Here is a 25,686-nt window from a genome sequence, read left to right as displayed (position 1 = left end):
GTTTATCGCTATATTACGCTTTGTTCGAAGAACCGAACTCGCGGATTTTACCCATAACGGTTTGTTTGATCGCTTCACGGCCTGGAGCCAGGAATTTACGTGGATCATAAACTTCGGAATCCGCAGTCAGGATCTCGCGAGCAACTTTAGTGAACGCGATTTGGTTCTCAGTGTTCACGTTGATTTTTGCAGTACCCAGGGAAACCGCACGTTTGATGTGCTCAGTAGGGATACCAGTACCGCCATGCAATACAAGCGGAAGCTTGATTGTTTGGCAGATTTCTTCCATTTCTTTGAAGCCCAGTTTAGGCTCGCCTTTGTAAGGGCCATGAACGGAACCGAGGGCTGGAGCCAGGCAATCGATACCTGTACGTTGAACAAGCTCTTGGCACTCTTTAGGATCAGCGTAGATTACGCCTTCAGCGATAACGTCGTCTTCTTGGCCGCCAACTGTACCCAGTTCAGCCTCTACGGAAACGCCGCGCTCGTGAGCGTAAGCAACAACTTCGCTAGTGATGCGAACGTTGTCTTCGAACGGATCGTGGGAAGCGTCGATCATAACGGAAGTGAAGCCAGCGTCGATCGCTGCTTTACATTTGTCGAAGCTGGAGCCATGGTCCAGGTGGATTGCAACTGGAACCGTGATTTTCATTTCTTCGATCAAAGCGGATACGATGTTCGTAACAACTTTGAAGCCGCCCATATAACGAGCTGCGCCTTCAGATACGCCCAGGATTACTGGGGATTGCTCTGTTTGAGCAGCGTCAAGGATCGCTTGAGTCCATTCCAGGTTATTGATGTTGAATTGACCAACAGCGTAACCGCCTTGCAATGCTTTGTTAAGCATGTCCTTCATTGATTCCAATGCCATTGTTAAATCCTCCTCAGATAAATGACTAGACCTTTCAATCATACCCAATTCAACTGCTGTTATGCGGTTCCAACCGGCAGATCTACTGGCCCGAACGGAATGGGCGTATGTACTCGTTCACGTTCTCTTTAAGTCAATATGTTATCACAAAATTCGGCATAAGACTACCTATTGGAGGCGAGCCCCTTCCGGCGCAAGGCAAACCAAGACAATTTAAAAATTGTAAGCGCTGTAATGGATGCGGCGCAAACGAGCAGGATCCAGAACGCTGCCGCAAGCCATGGAGTCCCCTCAAAAGGACCGTTATAGACGACAAAAGTCGAGTCCTGATACCCGAAATCGTCAGGTTCATGTGCTATCCCGAGAAGCGAACGAACCAGATTCAAGTTCAACCCCGCTAGGATAAAGATAAGCACAAGACCTAGCAAAACGCCTTGCCATAAAATCGATTTAATCTTCAAAAAGAGAAACCTTCCTTTCAACTTTCGAGCCGTGTCTTCCACGTTGCACAGTATGCTGCATATAGACTCCTATTTACCCCGCAAACCCAAATACCCTGCACAGACTGCAGGATATTCCGCGCATGGAGGCCTTTTTGAGCCAAATGACTACAATATACTGCAAGTCGTGCAATATAATCTACCCTTCCGCGCCAAACGCCGGAATATCCTGCATTTTGTGCAAGGTTAGGCTTTAGTTAGAAGCAGTTTTAGTTAGAAGCAGCTTTAGTCGGAAGCGGACGTTAGACGTTGCCTCACATCTTCACCGGCATCAGCTGCTCGTCCCGTTGTTTTTTCTTCGTAAGCGCAAAGTACAGACCGGTCACCATGACGGACATAACAATGTAGTAGCTGAGCCGCCCGGCCTGAACCCACATATGGTCAAAATCGCCGCTGGATATAATATCCCTGTACCCGCGGATGCTGTACGTCATCGGCAGCCACGGATTCATCGTCTGCGCCCAGCCGGGCAGCAGCTCATAAGGGAACGTGCCGGCGCTCGACACAAGCTGGAAGATCATAAGCAGCAGCACCACGAACCTTCCGGGATTATCAAGCCAAGTGACAAATGCCTGAACGACAAACATAAACGTAAAGCCCGTCAACACGGTGTACAGATAAAATAACGGCACGCTCTGCACCTTTAATCCCAGCACATACAGAATAACCGTACTAAGAATAAGGGACTGTGCCAGACTCATGAGCCCAAAGGTGAACAGCTTGCTGAGGAACAACGGAAAGCCATCCGCCCCTTCCGCCGATGATTGTCTGGCCGAGAACATCGTCGTGAAGACGAGCGATCCGGCAAACAAGGCCATCGATAGAAAATACGGCGCAATTCCGTTCGCGTACAGCCGGACTTTCCGGTCGTCATTGGCCACAATCGTCACCGGCTCGGCAATCATCTGGATGGTATTCTCGTCCGCCTTGAGGCTAGCCGTTTGCTTGGCGGCATCGGCCAGCTTGTCCGCCAGCTGCTGAGAGCCGGACGCAAGATCGCCCGCCCCGCTGCTAAGCTTTCCGGCTCCGCTCGCCAATTGCGATGCTCCGCTTGCAAGGGATGCGCCGCCCGCCTCGAACTGCGAGATGCCGGTCTTCAACCGAGACGCGCCTTGCGCAAGCTGTTTGGCGCCTGCTCCAAGCTGCTTGCCGCCCGTTGCGATGGCGGGCAGCTTCGTTCCCAGCTGCGTGACGCCGTTGCGCAGCTGATTTTGCGCCGCCGCTAGCTGCGTAGCGCTTTGCAGCAGCTTGCTTTGGCCTTCGCTGAGCTGCTTGCTGCCGGCAAGCAGCTTCTGCATGGCAGGATCGGCAGCGAGCTCGGCATTGCTGTCTGCCAGCTGCTTAAGGCCGGCGTATAGCGCGTCCGCCCCTTCCTTGGCGGACTGAATGCCGCCCTTCAGCTGCCCGGATCCGGACGCGAGTTGATCCGCTCCCTGTTTCAGCTGCGTGGACGCTGCCCCCAGTTGCGTCGCGCCGTCCGCCAAAGTCTCCGCGCTGCCGCTCAGCGTGGTTAACCCCGTATTTAGCTCCGCCGCACCTGATTCCAGCTGACCAACGCTCGCATGCAGCTTAGCCGCACCGCTTGATAACTCGCCTAGCTTGCCGCGCAGCGTTCCCGCTCCATCCTTCAGCTGTAGAGCGCCTTTGTTCAGCTCAGCCGCCCCATCCGCCAGCTGGGATAATCCATCCGACAAGGCCGAGAACTGCGACAGCATGCTGCGCGAATACGCTTCGGTCAAATTTTGCGATAGGTTATTCCGAAGCTCTTTTGTCGCATTTTCGCTAATTTGCCCGGAGATAAAGTTATAAAAGCTATTCGATTCAAATATGATATCCGCTTTTTGCGGAGAATCGCTCGTCAAGGATGCGGCATTATGGGAGAAGTCCGTCGGAATGGTGATCGTGGCGTAATACTTGTTGCTTACCATCCCCTGCCGCGCAGCCTCTTCGCTAACAAACCGCCAGTCGAACGTCTCGTTATCCTTCAGTTCGTCAACGAATTCCTCGCCGACATTCATCGATTTCCCTTCGTATTCGGCGCCTTGATCGAGATTAACGACGGCGACTGGCAAATGCTGAAGCTGGCCGTACGGATCCCAATTCCCCTTGATCAGAAAGCCGCCATACAACATCGGGACGACCGCCACGCCAAGAAACGTTACGATCAGCATTTTGTTTTTCAGAAAGTAACCTACATCCTTCTTGAATACATGAAACAGATTAGCCACTAGTGATCCATCCTTTACCTGTCATTCATCGTCCACCTATTGTTTCCTTGCCCTTCCACTTCCATTCGACAGCTATTGCATTTGGAATCTCGTACACTTTGGTAGAGGATCCACATTTCGAAGGGATGTGCTGATGATGAATCGATGGAAAGCCGCATGGACGCTATTAATCGGTATCGGTTGTCTTCTTGCCTTTGCACTTACAGGTTATGCCGCCGCTCCCCAGTCAGCATACGACGAGGCGGAGCAGTCATGGGCCGCCCCGGCATTAAAGGAATGGCTCGACCTCGGATGGCTGCAGGGCTATCCTGACGGCACCCTTAAACCGGATTTGCCCGTGACGCGGGCAGAGATGGTATCCATGATTAACCGAGCATTCGCACTGACCGATACGGCTTCCTTCTCTTATCAGGACGTAAGGGTGTCCGATTGGTTTTATGCGGATTTCGCCAAAGCCGTAGGAGCAGGCTACATACCGGAAGGCGGGAATGGCTCCATCCGACCGCAGCAGATCATTACCCGCGAGGAAGCCGCCCTCATGCTTGCCACCTTTGTTCAGCTCGAGCTCCCTAGAGAGAAGCAAACCTCCTTCACCGACAACGATCAGATTAAAGAAGCGAACCAAGGTGCGGTTGCGAATCTGGCGGAAAAAGATATTGTGAGAGGTTATCCGGACGGCTCCTTTCATCCAACCGAACCGGTTACCCGCGCAAGCGCCGTCTCCATGATTGACCGGCTTCTGAAATCAGGCATCGGGCAGCAATCAGAAATGGACGATTCAATAAAATGACTTGCCTAGAGCCCTATTTTCTGTTTAATTGGTACTATTAGTTTAAAAAACAGATAAAGGAAAATACGCCATGTCTTCCACTTCGTTAGAATCGATTGCTTACCGCGAAATCCGGGAACGGATTATGCGGTCCGAATATATGCCGGGCTCCATGCTGTCGGAAAATGAACTTGCCGCCCAGCTTGGCATGAGCAGAACGCCGGTCCGCGCAGCCATTTCTTTGCTTGAGCGGGAAGGACTCGTTGGCTCCTTCCGCGGACGGGGAGTTATGGTCAAGGAAGTATCCTCCCATGATTTCAGCGAAATCTATGAAGTACTCGTCTCGATGCAGCTGTTCGTGCTTGATACGGCTGCCAAACGACAACAGCCCTTCGACCTGGTCACGATGGAACGAATACTCGATGAGCAGCAGCTGGCGCTAGAGCAGAAGGATTATTACGGCTACTACAGCAACTCGTTGCTGTTTACAGAAACAATCCTGCGAACGATTCACAACGAGAGCATGCTGCAAATTATGGAGCTTTACCGCGGCCGGTACGTGTTCAGTACCGTCTCCTACCGCATCAAATATCCGCAATACCAGCCAAGCCGCTCGGTTCAGACGAACCGCAATATTTTGGATGCTATCAAGAATGGCGACATCGCCGCAGCCAAAGCCGCTGTCGGTTCGCAATACGCCGATACGCATGAGCATTTAATCCTCCATGGATTGATGAAATAACCGCATAGACCAATCAAAGGAGCTGTCCCCCGGGCAGCTCCTTTTTATTTACAAATATTCAATCCCACGATTACACACAACTTACATACAACCTACATACTAAGCAAGAAGAAAGTAACAAGGAGGCAAACAAAAAGATGACAACCATTCAATTAGGCACAACTTCGGGGATCTGGTACGACGTAAAGAATTTCTCTACAGACAAACGCCCATGGTTTGGCGAGCTGCCGCAGCTGCCAGCCGGAGACTTCTCGTTCGCGGTTGTAGGCGACCGCTGCGGTCTTGCAACGCCGGGCGTGTTCGAAAAAGCATTGGACCTGCTGACTGACCTTAAGCCAAGCTTCATCCTCTCCGTTGGCGACTTGATCGAAGGCTACTGGCGCGATCCGGCGAACGTCCACGAAGAGTGGGACGAGATTGATGCGAAAATCGCGGCGACAGGCGTTCCGTTCTTCCAAGTCGTCGGCAACCATGATTACGGCAATCCGATGATGGCTGACGTATGGAGAGCACGCAAGGGCTTCGAATATTATGCCTTCCGCTTGAATGATGTCCTCTATTTGGTTGTAAATACCGAGAATCCTCCGCAAGAGTTCCCGGATGCTCTCATGGATACGATCAAACAAGCTACTGAACGGTTTAAGCAAAATCCTACTACTCCTATGGAGCAATTATTCAGCGGAATGGCAGCAATGTCGCCTGAAGAAGCCGCAGAGCTGAGCAAGCTTACGATCGGCATCGGCGAAGAGCAAATGGCCTTCTTCCAAGAAGTGCTGGAGAACAACCGCGACGCGAAGCACACGTTCGTTACGATGCATAAGCCGGGTTGGAAGTCGGACAATGCGGATTTCGCGGAGCTTGAGCGCATGCTGGAAGGCCGCTCCCATACGGTATTCGCCGGCCACTTCCATTCCCTTGAGTATACAAACCAGCCTGAAGCTTCTAAGCAATACATTCAGCTCGGACGTACCGGCGGCTTGACGCATGGCGGTAACCGCTCGGACGAGAACCTTATCCTCTGGGTGACGATGAGAAACGGCGTTCCATCCTACCGTGTCATCCATTTGGACGGCGTTGACGAAATCGAGAAATACGAGCCGCACGAGCACTAATTAACCATACATCATCTAAATTTCGGAGCAAGAATCATCACGAGCAGCGATCGGCTGCTTGGGTGACAATTCTTTTTAGGAGGGTTCACACGATGGAAAAGCTGAAATTCGTTCACCTGACAGACACGCACATGAATGCGCCCGGTGCAGACAATCCTTTTGCAAAACTTAATCTCGCAGACAAAGTGAAGCGCGTATTCGCCCATATTGAGGCTGCTTCCGTGAAACCGGCTTTTGTTGTCATCACTGGCGACTTGACGCATGAGGGCAATGTACAAGACTACGAATATATCCGCACGATTATTGACGAAGGCTCCTCCCTTCTTGGCGTACCTGTCCATGTAGTTCTTGGCAACCACGACCACCGCGCTCCGTTCCGCGAAGGCTTCCTGAAGGAAGAAGCTTCCGAGCAGCCGTATTACTACTCCCACACGATTCAAGGCGTTCGCCTGATCGGCCTGAACTCCCAAGTAAAAGGCCAACACCACGGCGAGATCGACGCCGAGCAGTTGGCATGGCTCGAGGATACGCTTAGCACGCCTGCCGAGAACGGTACGATCGTAGCGTTGCATCATCCTGTGCTGAGCATCAACGGCATGCCTGGCGACCACGTGCTCGCAAACCGCGAACAGCTAGGCAACGTGCTGGAAGGCACGGACGTAATTGGCGTCGTAGCCGGCCATGTGCATACGAACAACGTTGGTACTTACAAAGGCATTTGCCATGTAGCGGCAACAGGAACGGCCTTCGGCGGCGAAGCTGCTGAAGACAACCATTTCAAGATAGTCGATTTCTGCGGCTACAATGTGGTCTCCGTCTACGAAGAAGGCATTACGGTACAAACCGTTGTTATGCCGGGCCTGCAAGAGGAGTTCTTCCGCTTCCCTGTTGAAGCTTTGATGGCCCACAACTAAGAGAAAGAAGGTTCTCTCCATGACGAATCAAGTAATGCCGGCAGGTCTGCTCCCTCTGGAAGGCGTCTTCAACTTCCGCGACATGGGAGGTCATCGCACGGCCGACGGCCGTACGGTCAAGAAGGGCTTGCTCTTCCGCGCCGCGGAATTAACCGGGCTTACGCCGGAAGACCACCAGTTCCTTGAAACCTATAATTTGCGCCACGTGTTCGACTACCGCAATCGCGGCGAAGCCGAGCATAAGCCCGACCCGCAGATCGGACAAGCAGTCAATATTCGCATTCCCGCGAACGTTGCTGCGGAAGATGCGCCAAGCCTCGATCTCGAGAAGGTATTCGCAAGCGGGCTTCACAACCAATTCTCGGAGAGCATGCTGCATGATTTGTATGCCTCGCTTCCGATCCGGAATGAGTCCTACAAAAAGCTGATGGAGCTTCTGAAGCAGCCGGAAGCGAATCTGCCGCTTGTCCAGCATTGCGCCGGCGGCCGTGACCGCACTGGCGTCGGCAGCGCGCTGATTCTGTTGACGCTTGGCGTTCCTTACGAAACGGTGCTGGAGGATTATCTGCTGTCCAATGTGACGCTCGAGAAATTCCATCGGCAAATGTTCGACATGGCAGCCAAATATGTCAGCGCCGAAGAGCTGAAGAAGATCGAAGAAGCGATGCTTCTGCAAGAAGTGTATTTGAAAGCTACGCTAGGCAGCATTATCCGCGAGTATGAGACGTTTGACCGTTATTTGCTGGAAGAGTTCGGCATTGACGAGGCAGCGAAGCAGCGGATTCAAGATTATTGCTTGGAATAGAAATAGACCAAAAAAATAATTAATTGCGGAGGGAAATTTTAATTATGAAACGTCTGGCAAAAGGCGCTATCACGCTTATGACGGTAGGCTCGCTTCTCGTAGCAAGCGCATGCGGAGCAAACAGCTCATCGAACAGCACATCCGGCAACAACGCAAGCAACACAGCAGCAAACAACCAAGCAGCAAACCAAGTGGAGCTTGGTAAACTTGACCCGGCTAATCCAACAAAAGTGACGTTTTACTCCTACAGCTTGGCTTACCCAACGATGAAAGCCGGCATGGAGCAGCTGATCAAGGAGTTCAACGACACGGTTGGCAAGGAAAAAGGCGTCATTGTTGAAGGGGTGCCTGACGCGACTTTCCAACAATACAAAGCGGATATCTCGGCCGGCAAAGAAGTCGACGTTGTGCAACATACGTTCAACCTTCTTGACAGCTCCCGTCTTGGTCTTGGCTTCAAAGCTTACGAGGATGTATTCCCGAAGGCAGAGCTGGACGAGCATTTGAAGGACATCTCCCCGAACGCGCTTGAGCTTGGCAAGATCGACGGCAAGATGTACGGACTTGCCTTCACGTTCAGTACGCCGATCGTATTCATCAACGGCAAGCTGTTCGAAGAAGCTGGTCTTGATCCGGCTAACCCGCCAAAAACGTGGGACGACATTAAAAAAGCATCGCTCCAAATCAAAGAAAAAACCGGTAAAGACGGCTTTGGTCTCTCGCCTCAGAACGGTTGGGTAACGGAAGGCCTGATCCTCAGCAACGGCGGCCGCGTATTGTCCGAAGACCGCAAGCAAGCGGAATTCGCCAGCAAGGAAAGCGTAGACGCAATCTCCATGTGGAAAGACCTGTACATGAACGGCGCATCGGCTAAAGGTACGGACACGGAAGTTTCCGAGCAATTCATGGCCGGCAACCTTGGTATGTACGTATCCTCCACTTCCCTGTACAGCGGCATTAAGAAAGCTTCCGAAGCCGGCGGCTGGAAAGTATACGGCGGACCGCTTCCGCAATTCGGCGACAAGGAATCCATCCCTGTCAACTCCGGCTCCGTGCTTGCCGTTCGTCCGGATTCTCCGGAGAAAAACGCAGCGGTATGGGAATTCATCAAGTTCGTTACGGGCGACAGAGGTTATACGATCATTACGTCCCAAATCGGTTACCTGCCGCTTCGCACCAAACTTGCGGACGACCCGAACGGTCTGAAGGATTTCGTTGATCAAAATCCGCTCTACCGAATCAACCTGGAGCAGCTGTCCCGCATTCAGCCGGTTGCGATCTGGCCTGGCGATAGCGCAACGGAAATGGTAACAGCCTTCACCGATGCGATCGTCAAATCCGTTTCGACGGACGCTGACGTCGAGCAAACGCTGAAACAAGCACAAGATCAAATCAACAGCTTAATGCCTTAATAAACAGCCATAACACTGGGAGAGCGTACTCCTCCATAGGAAAGGAATCGTTATGAGCCAAACATTCGAAAACTCGTATGCCCCCCCTTTAAAGGGGAGTCCCGCAATTGCGCGCAAACGTCTGAATAAAGCCAAGCTATGGCGCAGAATCAAACCGTTCGTCTACTTGGCACCTGCCATTATCCTGTTGTCCGTCTGGATGTACAAACCGCTCATCACGACGTTCTATCTTGCTTTTCACAAGTGGAACATGGTGCCCGGGACGGAAAAGAAGTTTGTCGGCTTCGAAAACTTCGATAAGCTGTTTCACAACCCGGCCTTTATGGACTCTATCGGCAACACCGTTTTCTACACGGTTGGACTGCTTCCATTCTCCATTCTGATTCCGCTTGTCCTTGCCGTCGTCACCAACAATATGAACGGCAAGATGAAAAACTTTTACCGCGGCATCTTCTTTATTCCAATGATTCTGGCTCCCGTGTCCGTCAGCGCCATCTGGCGGTGGTTATTCCATCCGTCGAACGGCGTAGTCAACCACATCATGCTCAAGCTGAATTGGATTGATCAGCCTATCGCTTTTTTCTCCGACGCGAACTTCGCGAAGTGGATTATTCTGCTCATTACCGGCTGGAAAATGATTGGCTTCAGCGTCATTATGTTCTCGGCGGCTCTTACGAGCATTAGCCGCGAATATTACGAAGCGGCTGCCATTGACGGCGCTTCAAGCATGCGCCAATTCGTTAACGTAACCGTTCCACTCATGTCGCCAATGATTATGTTCATGCTGATGATGAGTATCCTGTTCTCCAGCCAATGGACATTTGCTTATATCGATATTCTAACAACGGGCGGTCCATACGGTACCTCAACAAACATCTACTATGAAATGTACCGCTATGCGTTCTCCAACTTGAATGCAGGCTTCAGCTCGGCAGCAGCCCTTGTCTTCTTCTTCCTATTTGGCGCAATCGCGCTGCTTATGAACGCGGCATCGCGCAAGCTATCATTCTACGACAATTAACGGTGAAGGAGAATGTTCGATGAACCAACGTTCCCCGGTACTTGCGTTCCTGCGGCATGGGGCGCTGGCACTGATGTGTATCATAGCCATTATTCCGCTGTATTGGATGGTCATCTCTTCGCTGAAGAACGACTCCGAGATTTTTACGGACAGCTTCTTCCCGAATGCGCCAACCTTCAGCAACTATACGTACGCTTTTTCGCAAATGCCGATCGTTCGGATGATCTTCAACTCGTTTGCCATCTCGATTATGATGACGTTTCTCCAGCTCGCAACCAGTCTGCTTGCCGCTTACGCGCTTGTGCGCTGGAGATTCCGCGGCAAAGGACTTATCTTCTCGGTGCTCAGCTTAACTTGGCTCATTCCGTTCCAAGCCATCATGATTCCGAACTATGTATTGGTTAATGATCTGGGACTCAATGACTCCATGCTTGGCATCGTGCTTCCGTTCTGCGTATCGACCTTTGCCATTCTGTCGCTGTATCAATCGTTTCAGGCTTTCCCAAGCGTACTGATCGAAGCGGCTTGCATCGACGGCATGAATGACTGGGACATCCTGATGCGGCTCATAATTCCTAACATCAAATCGGGCATCGCGTCGCTTGGCATCATCTCGTTCATTAATGCCTGGAATGAGTATTTGTGGCCAATGTTGATCACGAAAAAGATGGAGCATTCCCCGATTCAGATCGGTCTGAAGCTGTTCGTTAACTCCGATACGAATATGTGGGGCTCCCTCATGTCCGCGACCACCGTATCTTGCCTGCCGATCCTCCTTATTTATCTGCTTCTGCGCCGGCATATCGTGGATTCGTTTATCCGCTTCGGCATCAAGTAATTGCTTGAAAAAAAGCCATGAACTCCTTCATCGATTGAGGGAGCTTCATGGCTTTTTGTTTATCGAATTTTTCTTTTTCTCCGATGGTAGATCATCCATCCCATGGCAACGAGTCCTGCCGCCAGCAATATGCTGAACGCAACTATATATGACAGATGGAACATCGATTCATTCATTGGGCATCCTCCTTACGGCAACTCTTACCCAAATAGGATGAATCTAACGCGCCAAATTATACGGATGCCCCGCAACGGGAGTTATTTTTTCAGCGCGGCCTTGAACGCTTTCACCAGATCGTCGGCGCTTTCCGAGATCACGAATAGAACGTAATTGCCTTCCACGACAATTTTGTAGTTCTTGGCATTCTCATATTGGTCCTGCAAATATTGCTCGAATTGCTTCTGAACCGCTTCCGCGCGGCTGACCATTCCTTTCTTGACCGCATCGATGTCCTTCTCTTTCTTGACCTTAAACACGGCAATCTCGTTGGTCTTCACGTTCATAAGCGGCATCCGGCCCGAGAAGTCGGCAAGCGTCGAGGTATCGATGCCGTACATGTTCTTAATGTCATCGGCGCTCATAGCCATCAGGGATGGCTGTTCAACCGCCTTCAGCATCGCGTCGATCACGTCGCTAGTTGCGATACCCGCCGACGGACTTGGGCTTGGCTTGACCGTTGGTTTTGGCGTTGGTTTCGGTGTTGGCTTAGGCGTCGGCTTAGGCGTAGCCGATGGCTTCGCGCTTGGAGCCGGCGTCGCCGCGGGCTTCTTCGCAGGCTCGGACGGCTTCGCGCTTGGGGAAGGCTCCTTGGTTGGCGCCGGTGTCTGGCTTGGCTCCGGGGAAGCGCTCTGCTCTGGCGTTACCGACGGACTTTCCGCCGGCTGCTCCGAAGCTTCCTCGCTTGGCTCCGCATCGGGGCTAGCGGATGGACTTTCTTCCGCAGGTGCCGAAGCGGTAGGGCTTGGCGAATTGTTATCGTTATTGCTGCCGCAAGCGCTAAGCAGGCTTCCCATAATCATGGTGGACAAAAGAAGGATAATGGCGCGTTTTTTCATTTAAAAGAACTCTCCCTATCTGATGGATGTTTATTTGCCGAGCTTAAGGATCTCGTTATTCTCCGAGAAGGTTGCCGTGTTAAACAGCATCAGCGTGTGATGGATCCCGTTGGCCTTCCTATATTCGCTGATGCTTCCGTTGTAGTAACGCATGTCGATCACATGAATTTCTTTTACGTGCTGCGCCAAGAACGGCAAGATGTTATGCGCGTACGAATCTTTGATGACAAGCAGCTTGTCCAAATCTTCTTCGCCCGCCGGAATATCGCTTGTCAGCGTCATAAGCGCATGTACCCCGCCGAGGAAATACGAGTATTTGTCTTTCTTCGCCAGATAACTTTCATCGTACAAGCTGCTTGACGTCGTATCCGTATCCGCTACATATACCGACGTTGCCACAGGCTCTTTCGGCACGAATATTTGCATTCTATCGGGCTTCACCAAGCTGAATTGTCCGCGCGTATGGTAGCTGCCGAGGAACGAATCGCTGACGGTCTTCACGGCATAATCTTTCAAAGGATGCGGCGTCCATCCCATTTGCTTCGCATACGCCTCGTAGGCATAATAAGCGCCAAGCGTTGTCCAGTGATGGTCGGTACGGTAATAGATTGGCTCGGATCCATGCGGCGACAATATGCCGAACCCGTTCAAGTACGTCAAATTCGCCGTCCCCTGCAGCCTTTCGCCTACCTCTTCATTCACCTGGTCTTGCCGTTCAAACGGTGCCTTCCACGGAAGCTTGTCCGGGTACAGGCCAATAGAAGTCGGCGCAAGCAGGAACGTCAGCTTAGCGCCCGGATTAGCGGCCGCGTACTCTTTTATCGCATCCGTATATTTGCCTAATGTCTCGGAATCCGGCTTCGTAAATTTCTCGAACAGGTAACCGTCTTTCCCCTTGTAAATTCCATTGTTCTCCTGCTGCAACCGAAGCTGCTCCGCCGCCGACTTCACCCCGACCCAATTGCCGCGAAGCGGAAAATGATCGGTTACGTACGTTTCGGCTTCCTCCGCGAATTTCTTGGCGATCAGGTTATCCCAGGTCAGCTTGGGCGCCACCTGCAAATAACGGTTCTCAAGCTCCGAGAACTTCCTTGCCGGAGAGAGAAGGAAGAGAAGGGCCAGCACGGCGATCGTCAGGACGAACCAGATGACGAGCAGGCGGTCGGTATGTTTTTTCATCATGCTTGTCCTCCTTGCTGTCAAAAGCGGAAATACAGGAACGGATTAAACGTCGCATCAACGAGATAAGAGACCGAGAGGAGAAACAGAAGCATCAGCCAGACAGAACCCGCCAACAAGCGTAAACTGCCGGCAACGCTGCCTGTGTTTCCCGCCGCCGCTTCCTTAGCCGCCTTCCTTCCCCATGCCATTGAAGCCAGCACAAGAATAAGAAGCAGAATGGCGTTCGTATACGCGAAGTATACCGTCTCTTCGTTCCAGACCGCCTGTCCGTTTAAGCCAAACATCGCTTTCAGATAAGCACCGACCTTCGGCAGCTCGTCAAAGGCAAACAGCACCCAACCGAGCAGAATGAGCAAGCTGGCATAGAGATGCCGGATCCATCTGGGAGCCTCGGCGAGCAGGCGGAGACCAACCCACTTCTCGAACGCAAGAATAACGCCGAAATACAATCCCCACAGCATGAAGTTCCATGCCGCTCCGTGCCAGATGCCGGTCAACACCCAGACGATCAGGATGTTGCGAAGTTGTCTCGGCAACCCCTTCCGGTTGCCGCCAAGCGGAATATAGACGTAATCCCGGAACCAGTTGCCAAGCGAAATATGCCATCTGCGCCAGAAATCGGTGATGCTTTGCGCCGTATACGGCTTGTTGAAGTTCTCATTGAACCGGAAGCCAAACATGAGCCCAAGTCCAATCGCCATATCCGAATATCCGCTGAAATCGAAATAAATCTGGAACGCAAAAGCGATGATGCCCAGCCAAGCGGTCAACACCGGAAGCGTGCCGGCGTCCATATCCGCGATCGCATGCCAGAGCAAGCCGATGTTGTTGGCTAGCAGCACTTTTTTGGCGAGGCCGATAATAAACCGCTTTACGCCTTCCGCGAACAATTCGATCGTTACGCGCCGCTCTCTCAGCTGCTCGGCTATTGTGTTGTACTGGACGATTGGACCGGCCACAAGCTGCGGGAATAACGCGACAAACGTACCGAAGTCGATCCAATTGCGCTGCGCCTTGGCCGTTCCCCGGTACACGTCGATAATATAAGACATCGATTGGAACGTGTAGAACGAGATGCCAATCGGCAGCGCCAGCTCTGTCAGCGGTATGTCGGTTCCGATTAAAGCGTTAACATTCCGGATTGCGAAGTCGGCGTATTTGAAATACGACAGTAGCGCTAAGTTCACAATGACCGATGCCACAACGATGGCTTTGCGCCGCTTGGGCCCCCATTCCGGCTTGCTTAGCAAGAGCCCGAAGCTGTAATCGGTTACCGTTGAGATCAGCATAAGAATGATGTAGACCGGTTCGCCCCAGGCGTAGAATACGAGACTGGCCAAGAACAGAATGAGATTCTTTCCTCTGCGGGGCGACAGCCAGTAGAGCAGCCAAACCGCCGGCAGAAAAACAAACAGGAATAATAAGCTGCTGAATACCATAAGCCGTTATTTCGCTTCGAACAACCCGTTGAAGGCGTTCACCATTTCATCCGCTTGCTCCCCAATGGCAAAAAACACGTAATTTCCTTTTACGGATGTTTGATAGTTTTTGGCATTCTCGTATTGATCGGGCAGATAAGTTTCGAATTGCTTCTGAACGTCTGCCGCGCGTTGTTCTATCCCTTTCTTCACGACATCCGCATCTTTGGCATTCTTCATCTTCAGCACGGCTACTTCATTCGTTTTTACGTTCATTAGCGGGATTTTGATGGAATAAGCTTCAAGAAGCGACGGGTCGAGATGATACAGCTCTTCTACCCCGTTCTCCTCCAGATCCGTTTGCGGCGGTTGCTCGAATTGCTTCGTCAATTGTTCTACCATTTCTTGCGGGGACAACTTAGGGTCTGCGGCCTCGCTACTCTCTCCATTCTTCGAGCAGGCGCTCAGCAATAGGACAACGAGGACCGTCAATAGAAGAAGAAACGTCGGTTTTTTCACGTCTAGCACTCTCCTTGATGTAAGGTCGTGAATTCGCATTCACACAGTGCTACTGACGCTCGAAGGGACAAGAAGGTTACATATGGCGCAAAAAAAAGAGCACCCTCTTCAAGAAGAAGGTGCCCTTTCCAAGCCTAGAACCTATTGGCGAAGCGTCTTCAAAGCGCCGCTCCACGCAAGAACCTGATCCAGCATGCCGTTTACGTTCGTCAGATGAAGATCGGCCGGCTTGAATACCGAACCGTTCTCGAAGTCCGTGAACAACGATAGCGCCGGATGTACGCGAACGTCCGCTACGGACAGCTCGCCAAGGATGCCGCGAAGATGCTCCGCTGCGCGAGCGCCGCCCACCGAGCCGTAGCTAACGATGCCGGCAGCCTTGTTGTTCCAAGCTTCGCGCGCAAAGTCGAGCGCGTTCTTGAGCGCGGCCGTAATGCTATGGTTGTACTCCTGCACGATAAAGACGAAGCCGTCCAGCTGCGCCAGCTTGGCATTCCAAGCTGCTGCTTGCTCGCTAGCGTCTACTTCGCCAAACATCGGCAGCTTGTAATCCGCAATATCAACGATCTCATAGTTGGCATCGCCGCGTTTGTCGGCAACTCCTTTGACCCATTCGCCTACTTGAGGACTTACACGGCCTTGGCGCGTGCTGCCCAGAATAATACCGATATTCAAATTGGACATGATGTACCCACTTTCCCAGTGATTAGATAAACGATCGAACCAAACTCTATCGTTTCCATATCATTCCTTCTCTATACAAGGGTTCAAATCCTTTCCAGCGCCTGCCTTAAATTCTCGTAAAGTTTAGCTGCCGCCGGCGGCAGCGGCTGAGTACGGCTGAGCAGCCCCATCAGCATATCGATCGACGTGCCGACAATTTCCTTTGCAATCGTCCCGGGAGGCAGCGGTTCCAGGGTTGTAACCGGTACGAGAGCCATGCCAAAGCCGGCTGCCACATAATGCTTCAGCGCCGTCATGCTGCCGATTTCCATCGTCTCCATGGCAAGAGGGCCGTTATCCTGCAGGATCCTCTCCAGCTTCTTCCGATAGGGACAAGTTTCCGCCGTAATGAGCAGCCGGTGCCCTTCCAGATCGGTCAACCGAATAGCTTGAGCTTCCGCGAGCGGATGCTCTCCGGGCAGCAGCATGACAAACTTTTCTTTGAACAAGGGATGGAAATAAAGCTCTCCTCCGGCTTCCGGCGCGGAGCATAACGCAAAATCCAGCTCCCCTTGCCGTAAACCTTCGGCCAAAACCGTTGTGCTCGCTATCTCAAGAGATACTTCAACTTGTGCATGATCCTGCATAAAAGCCTTCAGCAACGGCGGCAGCCGGTAGCTGGCTAACGGTTCGGTTACGCCAACCCGGATCTTCCCGGCTTCTCCCGACTGCATCTCGAGCAAATTACGCTGCATCTGCTCCATCCGGTTTACGATATCCAGGCTTTGCGCATGGAACAGCCGTCCCGCTTCCGTCAGCTGCACTTTCTTCCCCCGCTCAAAAAGCGTGACGCCAAGATCGCCCTCCAGCCTCTGGATTTGCATCGTTACCGTCGACTGCGCATAGCTTAGCGCTTCCGCTGCTTGATGGAAGCTACCATGCCGCACGATAGCTTGGAACGTCTTTAAGGTTTTCAGGTCCATGCCGTCTCTCCCCTACCTTGAATAAAATTCAATTATATTGAACAAATAATTCATTTTATTCAATTATACAAATCGAAGAGCGACTTATACAATGAGATTAACAGAACAACAAAGGGAGGAAATAACATGGAGCTGAATCAAAAAATAGCCTTAGTGACAGGAGGCGGTACCGGAATCGGGAGGGCAACCTGTCTGGCGCTGACCCGCGAAGGAGCAGCCGTTGCCGTCAACTACTCCCGCTCCCGGAAGGAAGCCGAGGAGACCGTCCGGCTCATTCAAGAGTCAGGCGGCCAAGCCCTCGCCTTGCAAGCAGACGTTTCAAAGAATGACGAGGTCATTAATATGACCGAGCAGATTATCCGGCATTTTGGTTCCCTTGATCTGCTTGTGAACAATGCCGGCATCACCTGCCATATCCCATTCTCCGACCTCGACTCCGCTACCGAAGAAGTATGGGATGAGCTGTTTGCCGTTAACGTAAAAGGAATGTTTTATTGTGCCAGAGCAGCTGCTCCTTACATGAACAAGCAAGGACAAGGAGCGATCGTTAATCTCGGCAGTATTGCCGGTTCAACGGGCCTGGGCTCATCCTTGCCTTATGCGGTGTCCAAAGCGGCCGTCCATGGCCTCACCAAATCTCTCGCGCGTGCGCTGGCCCCTCAAATCAGAGTCAACTGCGTCGTTCCCGGAGCCGTCGCCACCAGATGGTGGGCCGGCCGGGAAGAGCAAATGAAGCAGCTCGCCCCTCATCTGCTTCTCCGGCAGCTATCTACGCCTGAAGATATTGCGCAACTCGTCTGTGCCGCGCTTAAGCAAGAAGCGATGACCGGACAAATCATAACCGTCGACAGCGGACAGACGTTGTGATCCTACTTCACGATCTCCTTGTATTTCCCCGTGCTAATGATTTTCACCTTAACCTGCACGCTTCCAAGGGACTGCTCCGTGAGAAAGAAGGAGCCCCCTTGGGTCAGCTTGTGGAACGCCGCCGGATTCCGCCGGTATAACGTCTCTTCCAGCTTGAAGGGATCGCAATGTTTGGCCAGTCCATTCCGGAACGTTTGTCTAATCTCCGCTTCTATGGCTTCCTGCGCTTTTTTCTCCAGCTCATGGATGGGCGTATTAAACGCTTCTCTGATCGTGCCTTTTGCCGTCACCTTGAGATCAAACTTCGCGTCTCCTCCGCTCGACAACTTCGGAGTAACCCGCATATGGGGATGCGCGAATTGAACGGCGCCTTTTTGGTCATCCTCCAACGGAATTTGCAACAAGGTCTTGTTAATATCTTTTGTCGCCCACCGCAAGCCTTTTAGCTCCTCTACCGAAAGCCAGTTCACCAGCTGCCCCTTGTCGAAGAAGAACGCCCCGTCCATCTCAAACATTCCCCTTGGGGACTTGTCCTCCAGCCATGTGTTCCGGTTAATCGAAATAGACGGCATATAAAAGGAATTGCCCGGCTCATTCATATTGGCGATTAACCTGTTGCCATATGAGGCGAGCACATAGGGGCTTTGACTGCGATTTTGCACGCTTGTGTAGATAATGCTATCCAGCGGGGACAGGTTAAAGATCGATTTCTGCGTCAAAATATCCTCGAGCTTGTCCTTGGTCCCGAATACAAGCACGTTATACCGTACTTCATAATGGCGGTTTAACGTCCCGTACGTTTCTTTCCCGCCCCGCTTCAGTACGTTCTCGCCCAATACGACAGTCTTCAAATGGCCCCAGAACAAAGGAAACTGGGAAGTTGCGTTCGTATCCGCAAGCGCCAGCGCCAACGTGTCGCCGCGCCCCATGCCGACCCAGACCGGCACTTTCTTGCCGAGCTGGGTACTCTCGGATCTTGCAATATTCGAGAAATTAAGCACCTGAACATACGTCCTGAATTCACCGTCTACATAATCGATGCCTAGCACCGTTACATAAGCCAGATTCTGAATGTCCCGCGAGTTTGCGCAGCTTGGCAGCAAGCTTGCCGCCAGCAGAAAGACTATTATTTTACCGATGAATATTCGCATGCCAACCCCTCCCTTACCGATCCTCGTCCTGCTCTTCCAGGCTGACCGGACGCCGTTTCATCAGGAACCAAGGAAGCCGGAGGAACGATGCGATCAGATCCCTAATCTTAAGCGGCGATAACGGAGCTAAGTAGCTCACTCCGAAGGATTGCTGTCTACCCATCAGCGCAATAAAGATGACGATCCCCAAAATAACCCCGTACATGCCAAGGAAAGAGGACAACAGGAAAAAGAACAGCCGGATGATGCTGACTACCGTGCTTAACGATTGATTGACCAGCGTAACGCCCGAGACGGCCGTAATGGCGCCAATAACAACGACGGAAGGCGACACCAGTCCCGCACGGATTGCCGCGTCGCCGATAATGAGACCTCCAATCGAGGTCAAGGTTTGTCCGATTGAAGTGGGCAGCCGGACGCCGGCTTCCCGGAAAATCTCCAGCAGCATAAGCAGGATAAACATCTCGATTTGAGCCGAGAACGGGAGGCCCAGCCGGGATACCGAGATTGTCGCCATAATCCGGAACGGAAGCTGATCTTGATGGAAAGCCATGAGGGCTACCCAAATTCCGGGCAGGAATACGGTAAGAAACAGACTAGATATTCGGATTAGCCGCGCAAAAGAGACATACGTGTAATTGAAATGGATATCCTCCGGCGATTTGAGCAGCAAAGTTAATCCGGCCGGACCAATAACGACAAGCGGATTGCCGTCGATTACGATAATAAATCTGCCCGAGAGCAAGGAATTTACGCAATAATCCGGTCTTCCCGTGTAATCAAGCAATGGGAGAAACTTATATTTGTTGCCGGTTAAGGCTTCTTCCAGCTGATTAATGCTGTAAATGCCGTCCGTATCGATCGAACTGATGCTTTTTCTGACTTCGCTTAATATTTTCGGATTGATAATATCCTCGAAATACATAAGCGACAGCTTTGTTTTCGTCCGCCTGCCAAGCTTAAACTCCTGAACATGCAGCGAGTGGCTGCGAAGCCGTTTGCGAATGAGCGCCACATTAACGGCCATATCCTCGACAAAGCCGTCCTTAGGCCCTTTAATGGATATTTCCGTGCTGGATTCCGACGGCATCCGCTGAGGCCTGTCGCTAATCCCCATCTGAAAGTAACGCTTCTCCTGAACGAAATAGAGGAACAGTCCGCCTTCAAACACAATTTCGTCAATGTCCTCCGCTGCAGGAGGTTCCCTGTAGCCAAACAAGGATAGCCGAGAAATAATCTGATGCATCTCCTCAGCCGATAACTTGCCCGTTCTTTCGTAATAGTCGGTAAGAACGGGGAGGACAAATTCATGGATTTGCCCCGTATCGCATAATCCGTTGGCATACACCATGACAACCGAAGCCTTGTCGCTTGCTCCAAACCGGCATGGCTTGACGAATACGTCCGCCGATCCCTTGTACAGCTGCCTCAACCGTTCTTCTGTCCAGGTTATTTTGTCAGCAGGGGCTGTCATTGAGACTCATCCTTCCGGTATGGTTTGGCAAACAAGGTAATGATCATCCAGATCAAGGTGATAACCAGCAGAATGACAAGCGAAGAAGGCAGGAATACCTTATACATCCACTGGTAATAGGAGTAATCGTTCGTGCGGATGATGCCAATAAAGATGTAGCTTATCATGATAGCCGCCGTTGCCCATTTGCGGACACGCCCGCTTAGCCTCAGAGCATCGGTCAGCAGATACACCGCAATGCAAATCCGCACGCAAGCGCCTGACATCCATTGAAAAATAGAGAAGAAATCGACATGTTCGATATATTCCCCGACTTTTACAAGACGCCATTGTTCGTAAGGGGATGTCATTTGATTAGCGGCTTCCTTAGGACCAAATTCCGTAATCGCGCCAATAATCGGCCCCAACATGATGCCAACAATAAACAGGCTGAAGCCAAATATGTGCCATACCTTAATTTTCTCGCTAAGCCTGTGCTGCAACAGAAGGAGAAAGACAATCTCAATAAAGCCCCCCGATGCGTATAACATCCCGTCAACGACGGGTGCCCACCCATGCTCGAGGACAGGAGTCAGCAGCTTGTAATCCTTCTCCGAATGGTTAAAGACGCTGACAAACACGCCAAGCACGCAAACGATCGGAAACAAGACGCCTGCCGTAATCGCAATGGAGCGCAAGCCCCAGATCGTTATAAAGAGGCAGATGATAACCAATGTAATGGACAGCTCCAATGCCGGGGTCGCCGGCAAATAGTTGGTTGTGTTCCACTTCACGGTATGAAGGACCGTTGTAGCCCCGATTACATATAAAATAACGCAGACCGGTGCGATCAGAATCCATGACACAACGGGATGCGTCTTGTCCGCGATCCACTTCTGCCACTTCTGCTGGCCGGACTTCTTCATCATCCAGACAAGCATCAGGCACCATACCACAAAAATCAGTCCCGTAACGATCACCGTAATCCAGGCGTCGCGTCCGGAAGCATCGAGCAGCATCGGATTAATGATGACATGGTCGATAAGTCCATTGGTTAACGCAAATATCATAAGCCATTGGATAATGCTGATTTTGCTTGCTTTTCCACTCATAAGCTGATCATTCCGTTCCTATAGATCCCTTATTCAGGGAAAAGATAGGTTATTCATTCCCTTCCGCCATGCCAAATTATTCATAGAAATAGACAAAAGCCCCTTTGGCGATGGGGCTTTTGTCTACTCCTTATAGCTAACGATTCGTAACTAACGGCATCAACCGGTTCTCCCAAATCCACTTCGGGTTATATTGCTGGCGGGTAATGGTTTTCGCTTGAATAACCGGATTGTCAGCCATCAGGCCGGTAATTCGCTCCGCGTGCTCCCGCAAATAAGCTTCCTCGGAAGGATGGTAGGTCTCCCTCGTGTCCACGCCAAATCCCCTTGCATGCCAGCGCATGAAATAAGCTTGCAGACGATTGCCGAGCTCCTCCAGCGCAGGCACCGCCTGGTTGAGTACCAGCATATTGCCGCGACTTGCCGCCTCCAGCACAATAAGCCCAAACGACTCGGAGTAGGAGGTGCAGACAAACAAATTGCTAAGCGTGAATAGGTCCATGACGCCACGGTGCGGAAAACCGTCCGGCCAGCCCAAGTCTGAGGTGAAGACAAGCTCCGCTTCCCCAAGTCCAAACCTTTCTCCTTCGCTTCTAATGATGCGCTTATAGACAGCCGGTTCAATATCCATGGATGGAAAATCGCAAAAAATCATTTTAACCCGTTTGCCGGACACCGATCCAATAGCCCCTAGAAGAGCGGCTGCTTTATTCAGCTGCTTGCCCGTCGTCAGCCGCCCGGGATACACCGCCAATAGATCCGGCGAGAACAGATCGGTCAGCTGACCAAGCTTTTGCACGTCTTCGCTCATCCCGCCTTGCAAGTTCAAGCTATTGGGAATCGCTTTGCACAACTCGAGCGGAACCTGATATTGCCCCGCCAGAGCCGGCAAACCCGATTCCGCCGGATACAGATACGTCGTGTTGGGCAGGGGCAGAAATCTGGCCGAGAGGGGCCAGTCCATCCGCCTCGGCCTGCTTGCCGGGGAAGAATGGGTCATGGCAAGAAATCGCAGACGTGGCAGTCGAACCTGCACCTGACGAACAGCCACATTATGTACAAGATGCCAGCCCTGATACAGAATATCGTGCAGAAACACGACTTCCACATCCCTAAACGCCTCATACAAACTAACGGATATGGCTTCAGCCTCCTGAAAAAAAGCAGGGTGCACGCTGCCTGTCGGCTGGGAATAATCCATCCAATGGATTTGTTTTCCCTCGAAACGGTTCGTAACCTTCACCCACTCAATCCGTTCATCGTTATATATGCCGTATCGCTCCGAATCGGGGCAATCCTCACTGACGAGGACTTTGACCGTCATCCCGCCGCCCAGCAGCATATGCAGATGCTCTTCCACAACGCTGACCAAAGAATAGGTTTTAGAGAGTCCGTTAAACATGGTTAAGATGGCGACCTTTATGGCTATCACCTCATTTTTTCTGCTGAAATACTCTCTTGTATGCCTGAATTACAGCGAATATGCATAGGATCAAAGTGTGTGCAAGTAGGGCTGAGTACATGACTAGGAGGGGATAACGCAAATGGCCTGTATTAATCTAGGGGTTGCCAATGATTTCAACCTATTTATATTCGGCGATCATACCCAGTCCAACGTGGACTCGGAGGGAAGGGTAGCGGTAGGGGGAAACGCGACTTATGATAACTACGGAGTAGGGAGTGCGCTCGCAGTCTCTACCACAAGACCCGACCTAATCATCCAAGGAAATGCAAATATTGGACAGGGAACAAACTTTGCGGGAAATACCATTGTCTATCCAAGCAGTACGATCATCCGATATTTGATGACCAACAATAACGGCGTTGCCGGCCAGCCCCTGGTAGGTACGCCTATTGACTTCGATCAGGCCGAGAGCGACCTGGCGGCGCAGTCACTTAATCTTGCTGCCCTTGCGCCTAACGGAACCGTAACGAACAACTTCGGACAAATTGTACTTACCGGAACGGACCCGCTCGTGAATATCTTCATGTTCAACGGCAATAACGTGGACGGAAACGGGCTTCGTCTGGATACGGCAAACGGAATCGACATTGTTGCCCCGGCAGGTTCAACGATCATCATTAATGTGGGCGACGATAATGTCGGGTTCGGAAGTTATCAAATCTTCCGCAACGGCGTTACGGCTACTCCCGAGGACGGAGAACTTATTCTCTGGAACTTCTACCAAGCCGTCACCGCCTTCAACCAGAACATATCCATAATCGGCTCGGTACTAGCTCCATATGCCAACTGGGAAGCGATTGGCTTCGGCAACATTAACGGAACGCTGGTCGCCCAGTCCCTTACGAATGTAGGCGGTACGCTAGAAGCCCATAATCATCCGTTTATGGGCTGCTTGCCAGGCATTGTCCTCCCTACTACTTCTACGACAACATCAACGACAACATCCACAACAACATCTACGACTTCCACCACGTCGACTACTAGTACAACTTCTACGTCAAGCACTACTTCTACATCAAGCACTTCAAGTACATCGTCCACTACAAGCACAACAACCGCTGTCCCTACCACAACAACGACAACAACGACAACAACGCCCGTTCCGACAACAACGACGACGTCTTCAACTTCGACGACCACTCCAGCCGTTATTACCGGCCCGAATATTACGGCAACCAAGACGCCAAGCGTGACAACCGCCAACATAGGAGATACGATTACTTATACGATTACGCTCACCAACATCGGGACCGCACCGGGAGAAGCAATATTAGCGGAGGTGCTGCCGCCAGGCATTCATTTCGTGCCATCCAGCTTATTTATTGACGGAGGGAGATTCAGCGGCGTAGACGTTACGGAGCAAGCGATTGTCGGCAGGATAAATGTGGGGCAAGTTGTAACCATTCAATTCGAAGTATTTGTTGCGAGCTATCCGCCTAACGGGCGGATCATTAATGCCGGCGTTGTTGTCTCCGTCCCTCCGGGCACGATTCCTTCCACTTGTACGGCCGGGGAAGCATCCATAACAAGCAGACCTGGCGTTCCTCCTATACCGGGTCAAAAGCTGCCGGTGCTGCCGATATTCAAACCCGGCGTTACACCTGCACCCGGTCAGGCTCAGAACCTTGGTCCCATTACAGGGCCAGCCGGCAATGTCCTGCTGAATCAGCCGGTAACCGTTCCAGGCGTAACGCTTACGCCTTTAATTGGTTTGACGGTCCCCGTCACGACGGGAACGGTACAACCGATTATCTCTACCAGCTTTGTAACGGTCCCTATGACGCCTGTGTTAAACACGCCTAACTTGGTTGTGTCTAAAGCTTTTCTTGATGTTTCTTTGTTCGTGGGTCAGCGAATTACCTATACCATCTTTGTTATTAATAACGGCAATGCCATTTCCGGCCGAACAACGCTTTTCGACGTCTTGCCGTCTAATGCCTTATTTATTCCGGGTACGGTCCGGGTCAACAACGTGCTCCGGCTGAGCGCGAATCCAAGCGCGGGAATCGCCCTTGGACCAATTGGTCCAAACCAAAGCGCCATTATCCGGTTTGACGTGCTCGTAAGAGGAAGCGGAACTTTAACGAACACGTGCAGAGTGAATGCCGACTTCCTGCTGCCGAATCAACAGATTGCGACGCAGTCCTTCCAATCCAATACGATATCGAATCCCGTTCTAGCGATCCGGGCGGCCGACTTCGCTTCGTTCCTCAAGACCGCGGATGCCCAAATCGTTAAGGTCGGAGACAACTACCATTACAATGTCTCGCTCACCAACTTGTCCTCGGATATTACGGCCGGCAACGTCATTTTCTATGACCCGTTAGGCAATCAGCTGCAATTCGTTTCCGGCAGTTTGACCGTCGACGGCATTCCTCAACTTGATCCGGAAGCCGGTATTTTTCTCGGCACCATTGGTCCTGGCATGACGAGAAGACTGACCTTCCAAGTTAACGTTCTGGCTGAACCCATGAACGGTTTTATTTCCAACACCGCTGCTGCGTTTTTTGAATTCCGGTTTGGCGCATCCTGTTTCCGCGCAGGTCTCTTGACCAATACGGTCAGGGTGATTGTTGAGGAAGAGGAAGAATAACGACTGAACAAAT

At 51.7% G+C, this 25,686-nt stretch carries 23 protein-coding genes; 10 read left to right on the top strand and 13 right to left on the bottom strand.

The window, feature by feature from the left end; all coding sequences use genetic code 11:
- Positions 1-13: 13 nt before the first annotated feature.
- The 3 genes from QQK89_RS21255 to QQK89_RS21245 form a co-directional block, all read right to left on the bottom strand.
- Entirely contained in the window at positions 14-871 is an 858-nt protein-coding gene (locus QQK89_RS21255) for a class II fructose-bisphosphate aldolase (protein ID WP_167281669.1), read from the bottom strand.
- A 164-nt stretch (positions 872-1,035) separates the two neighbouring features.
- On the bottom strand, positions 1,036-1,332 hold the full coding sequence (locus QQK89_RS21250; RefSeq protein ID WP_284240672.1) for a hypothetical protein: 297 nt from the start codon (positions 1,330-1,332) through the stop codon (positions 1,036-1,038).
- A gap of 293 nt (positions 1,333-1,625) precedes the next feature.
- Positions 1,626-3,599: a YhgE/Pip domain-containing protein gene (locus tag QQK89_RS21245; RefSeq protein ID WP_284240671.1), complete on the bottom strand. Its 1,974-nt coding sequence runs from the start codon at positions 3,597-3,599 to the stop codon at positions 1,626-1,628.
- Positions 3,600-3,732: 133 nt separating this feature from the next.
- Between QQK89_RS21245 and QQK89_RS21240 the strand changes: the two genes are divergently transcribed.
- The 8 genes from QQK89_RS21240 to QQK89_RS21205 all read left to right on the top strand — a co-directional run bounded on the left by QQK89_RS21240 (position 3,733) and on the right by QQK89_RS21205 (position 11,212).
- A complete protein-coding gene (locus tag QQK89_RS21240) occupies positions 3,733-4,389 on the top strand; it encodes an S-layer homology domain-containing protein (RefSeq protein WP_284240670.1) in 657 nt (218 codons plus the stop codon).
- Between the two features lie 70 nt (positions 4,390-4,459).
- Complete coding sequence (locus QQK89_RS21235) at positions 4,460-5,110, top strand: GntR family transcriptional regulator (protein ID WP_284240669.1); 651 nt, start codon at positions 4,460-4,462, stop codon at positions 5,108-5,110.
- A 137-nt stretch (positions 5,111-5,247) separates the two neighbouring features.
- The gene (locus QQK89_RS21230; RefSeq protein ID WP_284240668.1) at positions 5,248-6,222 is read left to right on the top strand and encodes a metallophosphoesterase family protein; all 975 of its coding nucleotides are present in this window, start codon (positions 5,248-5,250) and stop codon (positions 6,220-6,222) included.
- Between the two features lie 92 nt (positions 6,223-6,314).
- Entirely contained in the window at positions 6,315-7,136 is an 822-nt protein-coding gene (locus tag QQK89_RS21225; RefSeq protein WP_284240667.1) for a metallophosphoesterase family protein, read from the top strand.
- A 19-nt stretch (positions 7,137-7,155) separates the two neighbouring features.
- Entirely contained in the window at positions 7,156-7,941 is a 786-nt protein-coding gene (locus QQK89_RS21220) for a tyrosine-protein phosphatase (protein WP_284240666.1), read from the top strand.
- A gap of 44 nt (positions 7,942-7,985) precedes the next feature.
- Positions 7,986-9,353 (top strand): ABC transporter substrate-binding protein, encoded by a 1,368-nt coding sequence (locus tag QQK89_RS21215; RefSeq protein WP_284240665.1) that lies wholly within the window; start codon positions 7,986-7,988, stop codon positions 9,351-9,353.
- A gap of 52 nt (positions 9,354-9,405) precedes the next feature.
- Positions 9,406-10,374, top strand: a complete 969-nt coding sequence (locus tag QQK89_RS21210) for a carbohydrate ABC transporter permease (RefSeq protein WP_284240664.1) — start codon at positions 9,406-9,408, stop codon at positions 10,372-10,374.
- Between the two features lie 19 nt (positions 10,375-10,393).
- Entirely contained in the window at positions 10,394-11,212 is an 819-nt protein-coding gene (locus QQK89_RS21205; protein WP_284240663.1) for a carbohydrate ABC transporter permease, read from the top strand.
- A 257-nt stretch (positions 11,213-11,469) separates the two neighbouring features.
- Here the strand turns inward: QQK89_RS21205 and QQK89_RS21200 are convergent, their stop codons facing one another.
- From QQK89_RS21200 to QQK89_RS21175, 6 genes are all read right to left on the bottom strand, one after another.
- Positions 11,470-12,267, bottom strand: coding sequence for a DUF4358 domain-containing protein (locus QQK89_RS21200; protein ID WP_284240662.1), 798 nt, complete (start codon positions 12,265-12,267; stop codon positions 11,470-11,472).
- A gap of 30 nt (positions 12,268-12,297) precedes the next feature.
- Positions 12,298-13,449 carry a DHHW family protein gene (locus QQK89_RS21195; protein WP_284240661.1) on the bottom strand — a complete coding sequence of 384 codons (1,152 nt, stop codon included), beginning with the start codon at positions 13,447-13,449 and terminating at the stop codon, positions 12,298-12,300.
- A 17-nt stretch (positions 13,450-13,466) separates the two neighbouring features.
- Positions 13,467-14,888 (bottom strand): MBOAT family O-acyltransferase, encoded by a 1,422-nt coding sequence (locus tag QQK89_RS21190; RefSeq protein ID WP_284240660.1) that lies wholly within the window; start codon positions 14,886-14,888, stop codon positions 13,467-13,469.
- A gap of 6 nt (positions 14,889-14,894) precedes the next feature.
- Positions 14,895-15,386 (bottom strand): DUF4358 domain-containing protein, encoded by a 492-nt coding sequence (locus tag QQK89_RS21185; protein WP_284240659.1) that lies wholly within the window; start codon positions 15,384-15,386, stop codon positions 14,895-14,897.
- Between the two features lie 141 nt (positions 15,387-15,527).
- Positions 15,528-16,070, bottom strand: coding sequence for an NADPH-dependent FMN reductase (locus QQK89_RS21180; protein WP_284240658.1), 543 nt, complete (start codon positions 16,068-16,070; stop codon positions 15,528-15,530).
- An 83-nt stretch (positions 16,071-16,153) separates the two neighbouring features.
- Positions 16,154-17,032 carry a LysR family transcriptional regulator gene (locus QQK89_RS21175; protein WP_284240657.1) on the bottom strand — a complete coding sequence of 293 codons (879 nt, stop codon included), beginning with the start codon at positions 17,030-17,032 and terminating at the stop codon, positions 16,154-16,156.
- Between the two features lie 126 nt (positions 17,033-17,158).
- On the opposite strand from QQK89_RS21175, the gene QQK89_RS21170 reads away from it, so the two are divergent.
- Entirely contained in the window at positions 17,159-17,899 is a 741-nt protein-coding gene (locus tag QQK89_RS21170; protein ID WP_284240656.1) for an SDR family NAD(P)-dependent oxidoreductase, read from the top strand.
- A gap of 2 nt (positions 17,900-17,901) precedes the next feature.
- On the opposite strand, the gene QQK89_RS21165 is transcribed toward QQK89_RS21170, so the two are convergent.
- From QQK89_RS21165 to QQK89_RS21150, 4 genes are all read right to left on the bottom strand, one after another.
- On the bottom strand, positions 17,902-19,050 hold the full coding sequence (locus QQK89_RS21165) for a Ger(x)C family spore germination protein (RefSeq protein ID WP_284240655.1): 1,149 nt from the start codon (positions 19,048-19,050) through the stop codon (positions 17,902-17,904).
- Positions 19,051-19,063: 13 nt separating this feature from the next.
- A complete protein-coding gene (locus QQK89_RS21160) occupies positions 19,064-20,524 on the bottom strand; it encodes a spore germination protein (protein WP_284240654.1) in 1,461 nt (486 codons plus the stop codon).
- Positions 20,521-21,615: an endospore germination permease gene (locus tag QQK89_RS21155; protein WP_284240653.1), complete on the bottom strand. Its 1,095-nt coding sequence runs from the start codon at positions 21,613-21,615 to the stop codon at positions 20,521-20,523. Before QQK89_RS21155 ends, QQK89_RS21160 begins: the two co-directional genes overlap by 4 nt.
- 136 nt (positions 21,616-21,751) lie before the next feature.
- Positions 21,752-23,047 carry a glycosyltransferase gene (locus QQK89_RS21150; RefSeq protein ID WP_284240652.1) on the bottom strand — a complete coding sequence of 432 codons (1,296 nt, stop codon included), beginning with the start codon at positions 23,045-23,047 and terminating at the stop codon, positions 21,752-21,754.
- Between the two features lie 112 nt (positions 23,048-23,159).
- On the opposite strand from QQK89_RS21150, the gene QQK89_RS21145 reads away from it, so the two are divergent.
- Positions 23,160-25,673 carry a choice-of-anchor A family protein gene (locus QQK89_RS21145; RefSeq protein ID WP_284240651.1) on the top strand — a complete coding sequence of 838 codons (2,514 nt, stop codon included), beginning with the start codon at positions 23,160-23,162 and terminating at the stop codon, positions 25,671-25,673.
- The last annotated feature ends 13 nt before the right edge of the window (positions 25,674-25,686 follow it).

Source organism: Paenibacillus glycanilyticus, from assembly GCF_030161375.1.
GTDB classification, from domain to species: domain Bacteria; phylum Bacillota; class Bacilli; order Paenibacillales; family Paenibacillaceae; genus Pristimantibacillus; species Pristimantibacillus glycanilyticus_B.
This window is presented reverse-complemented; position numbering and strand designations above follow the sequence as displayed.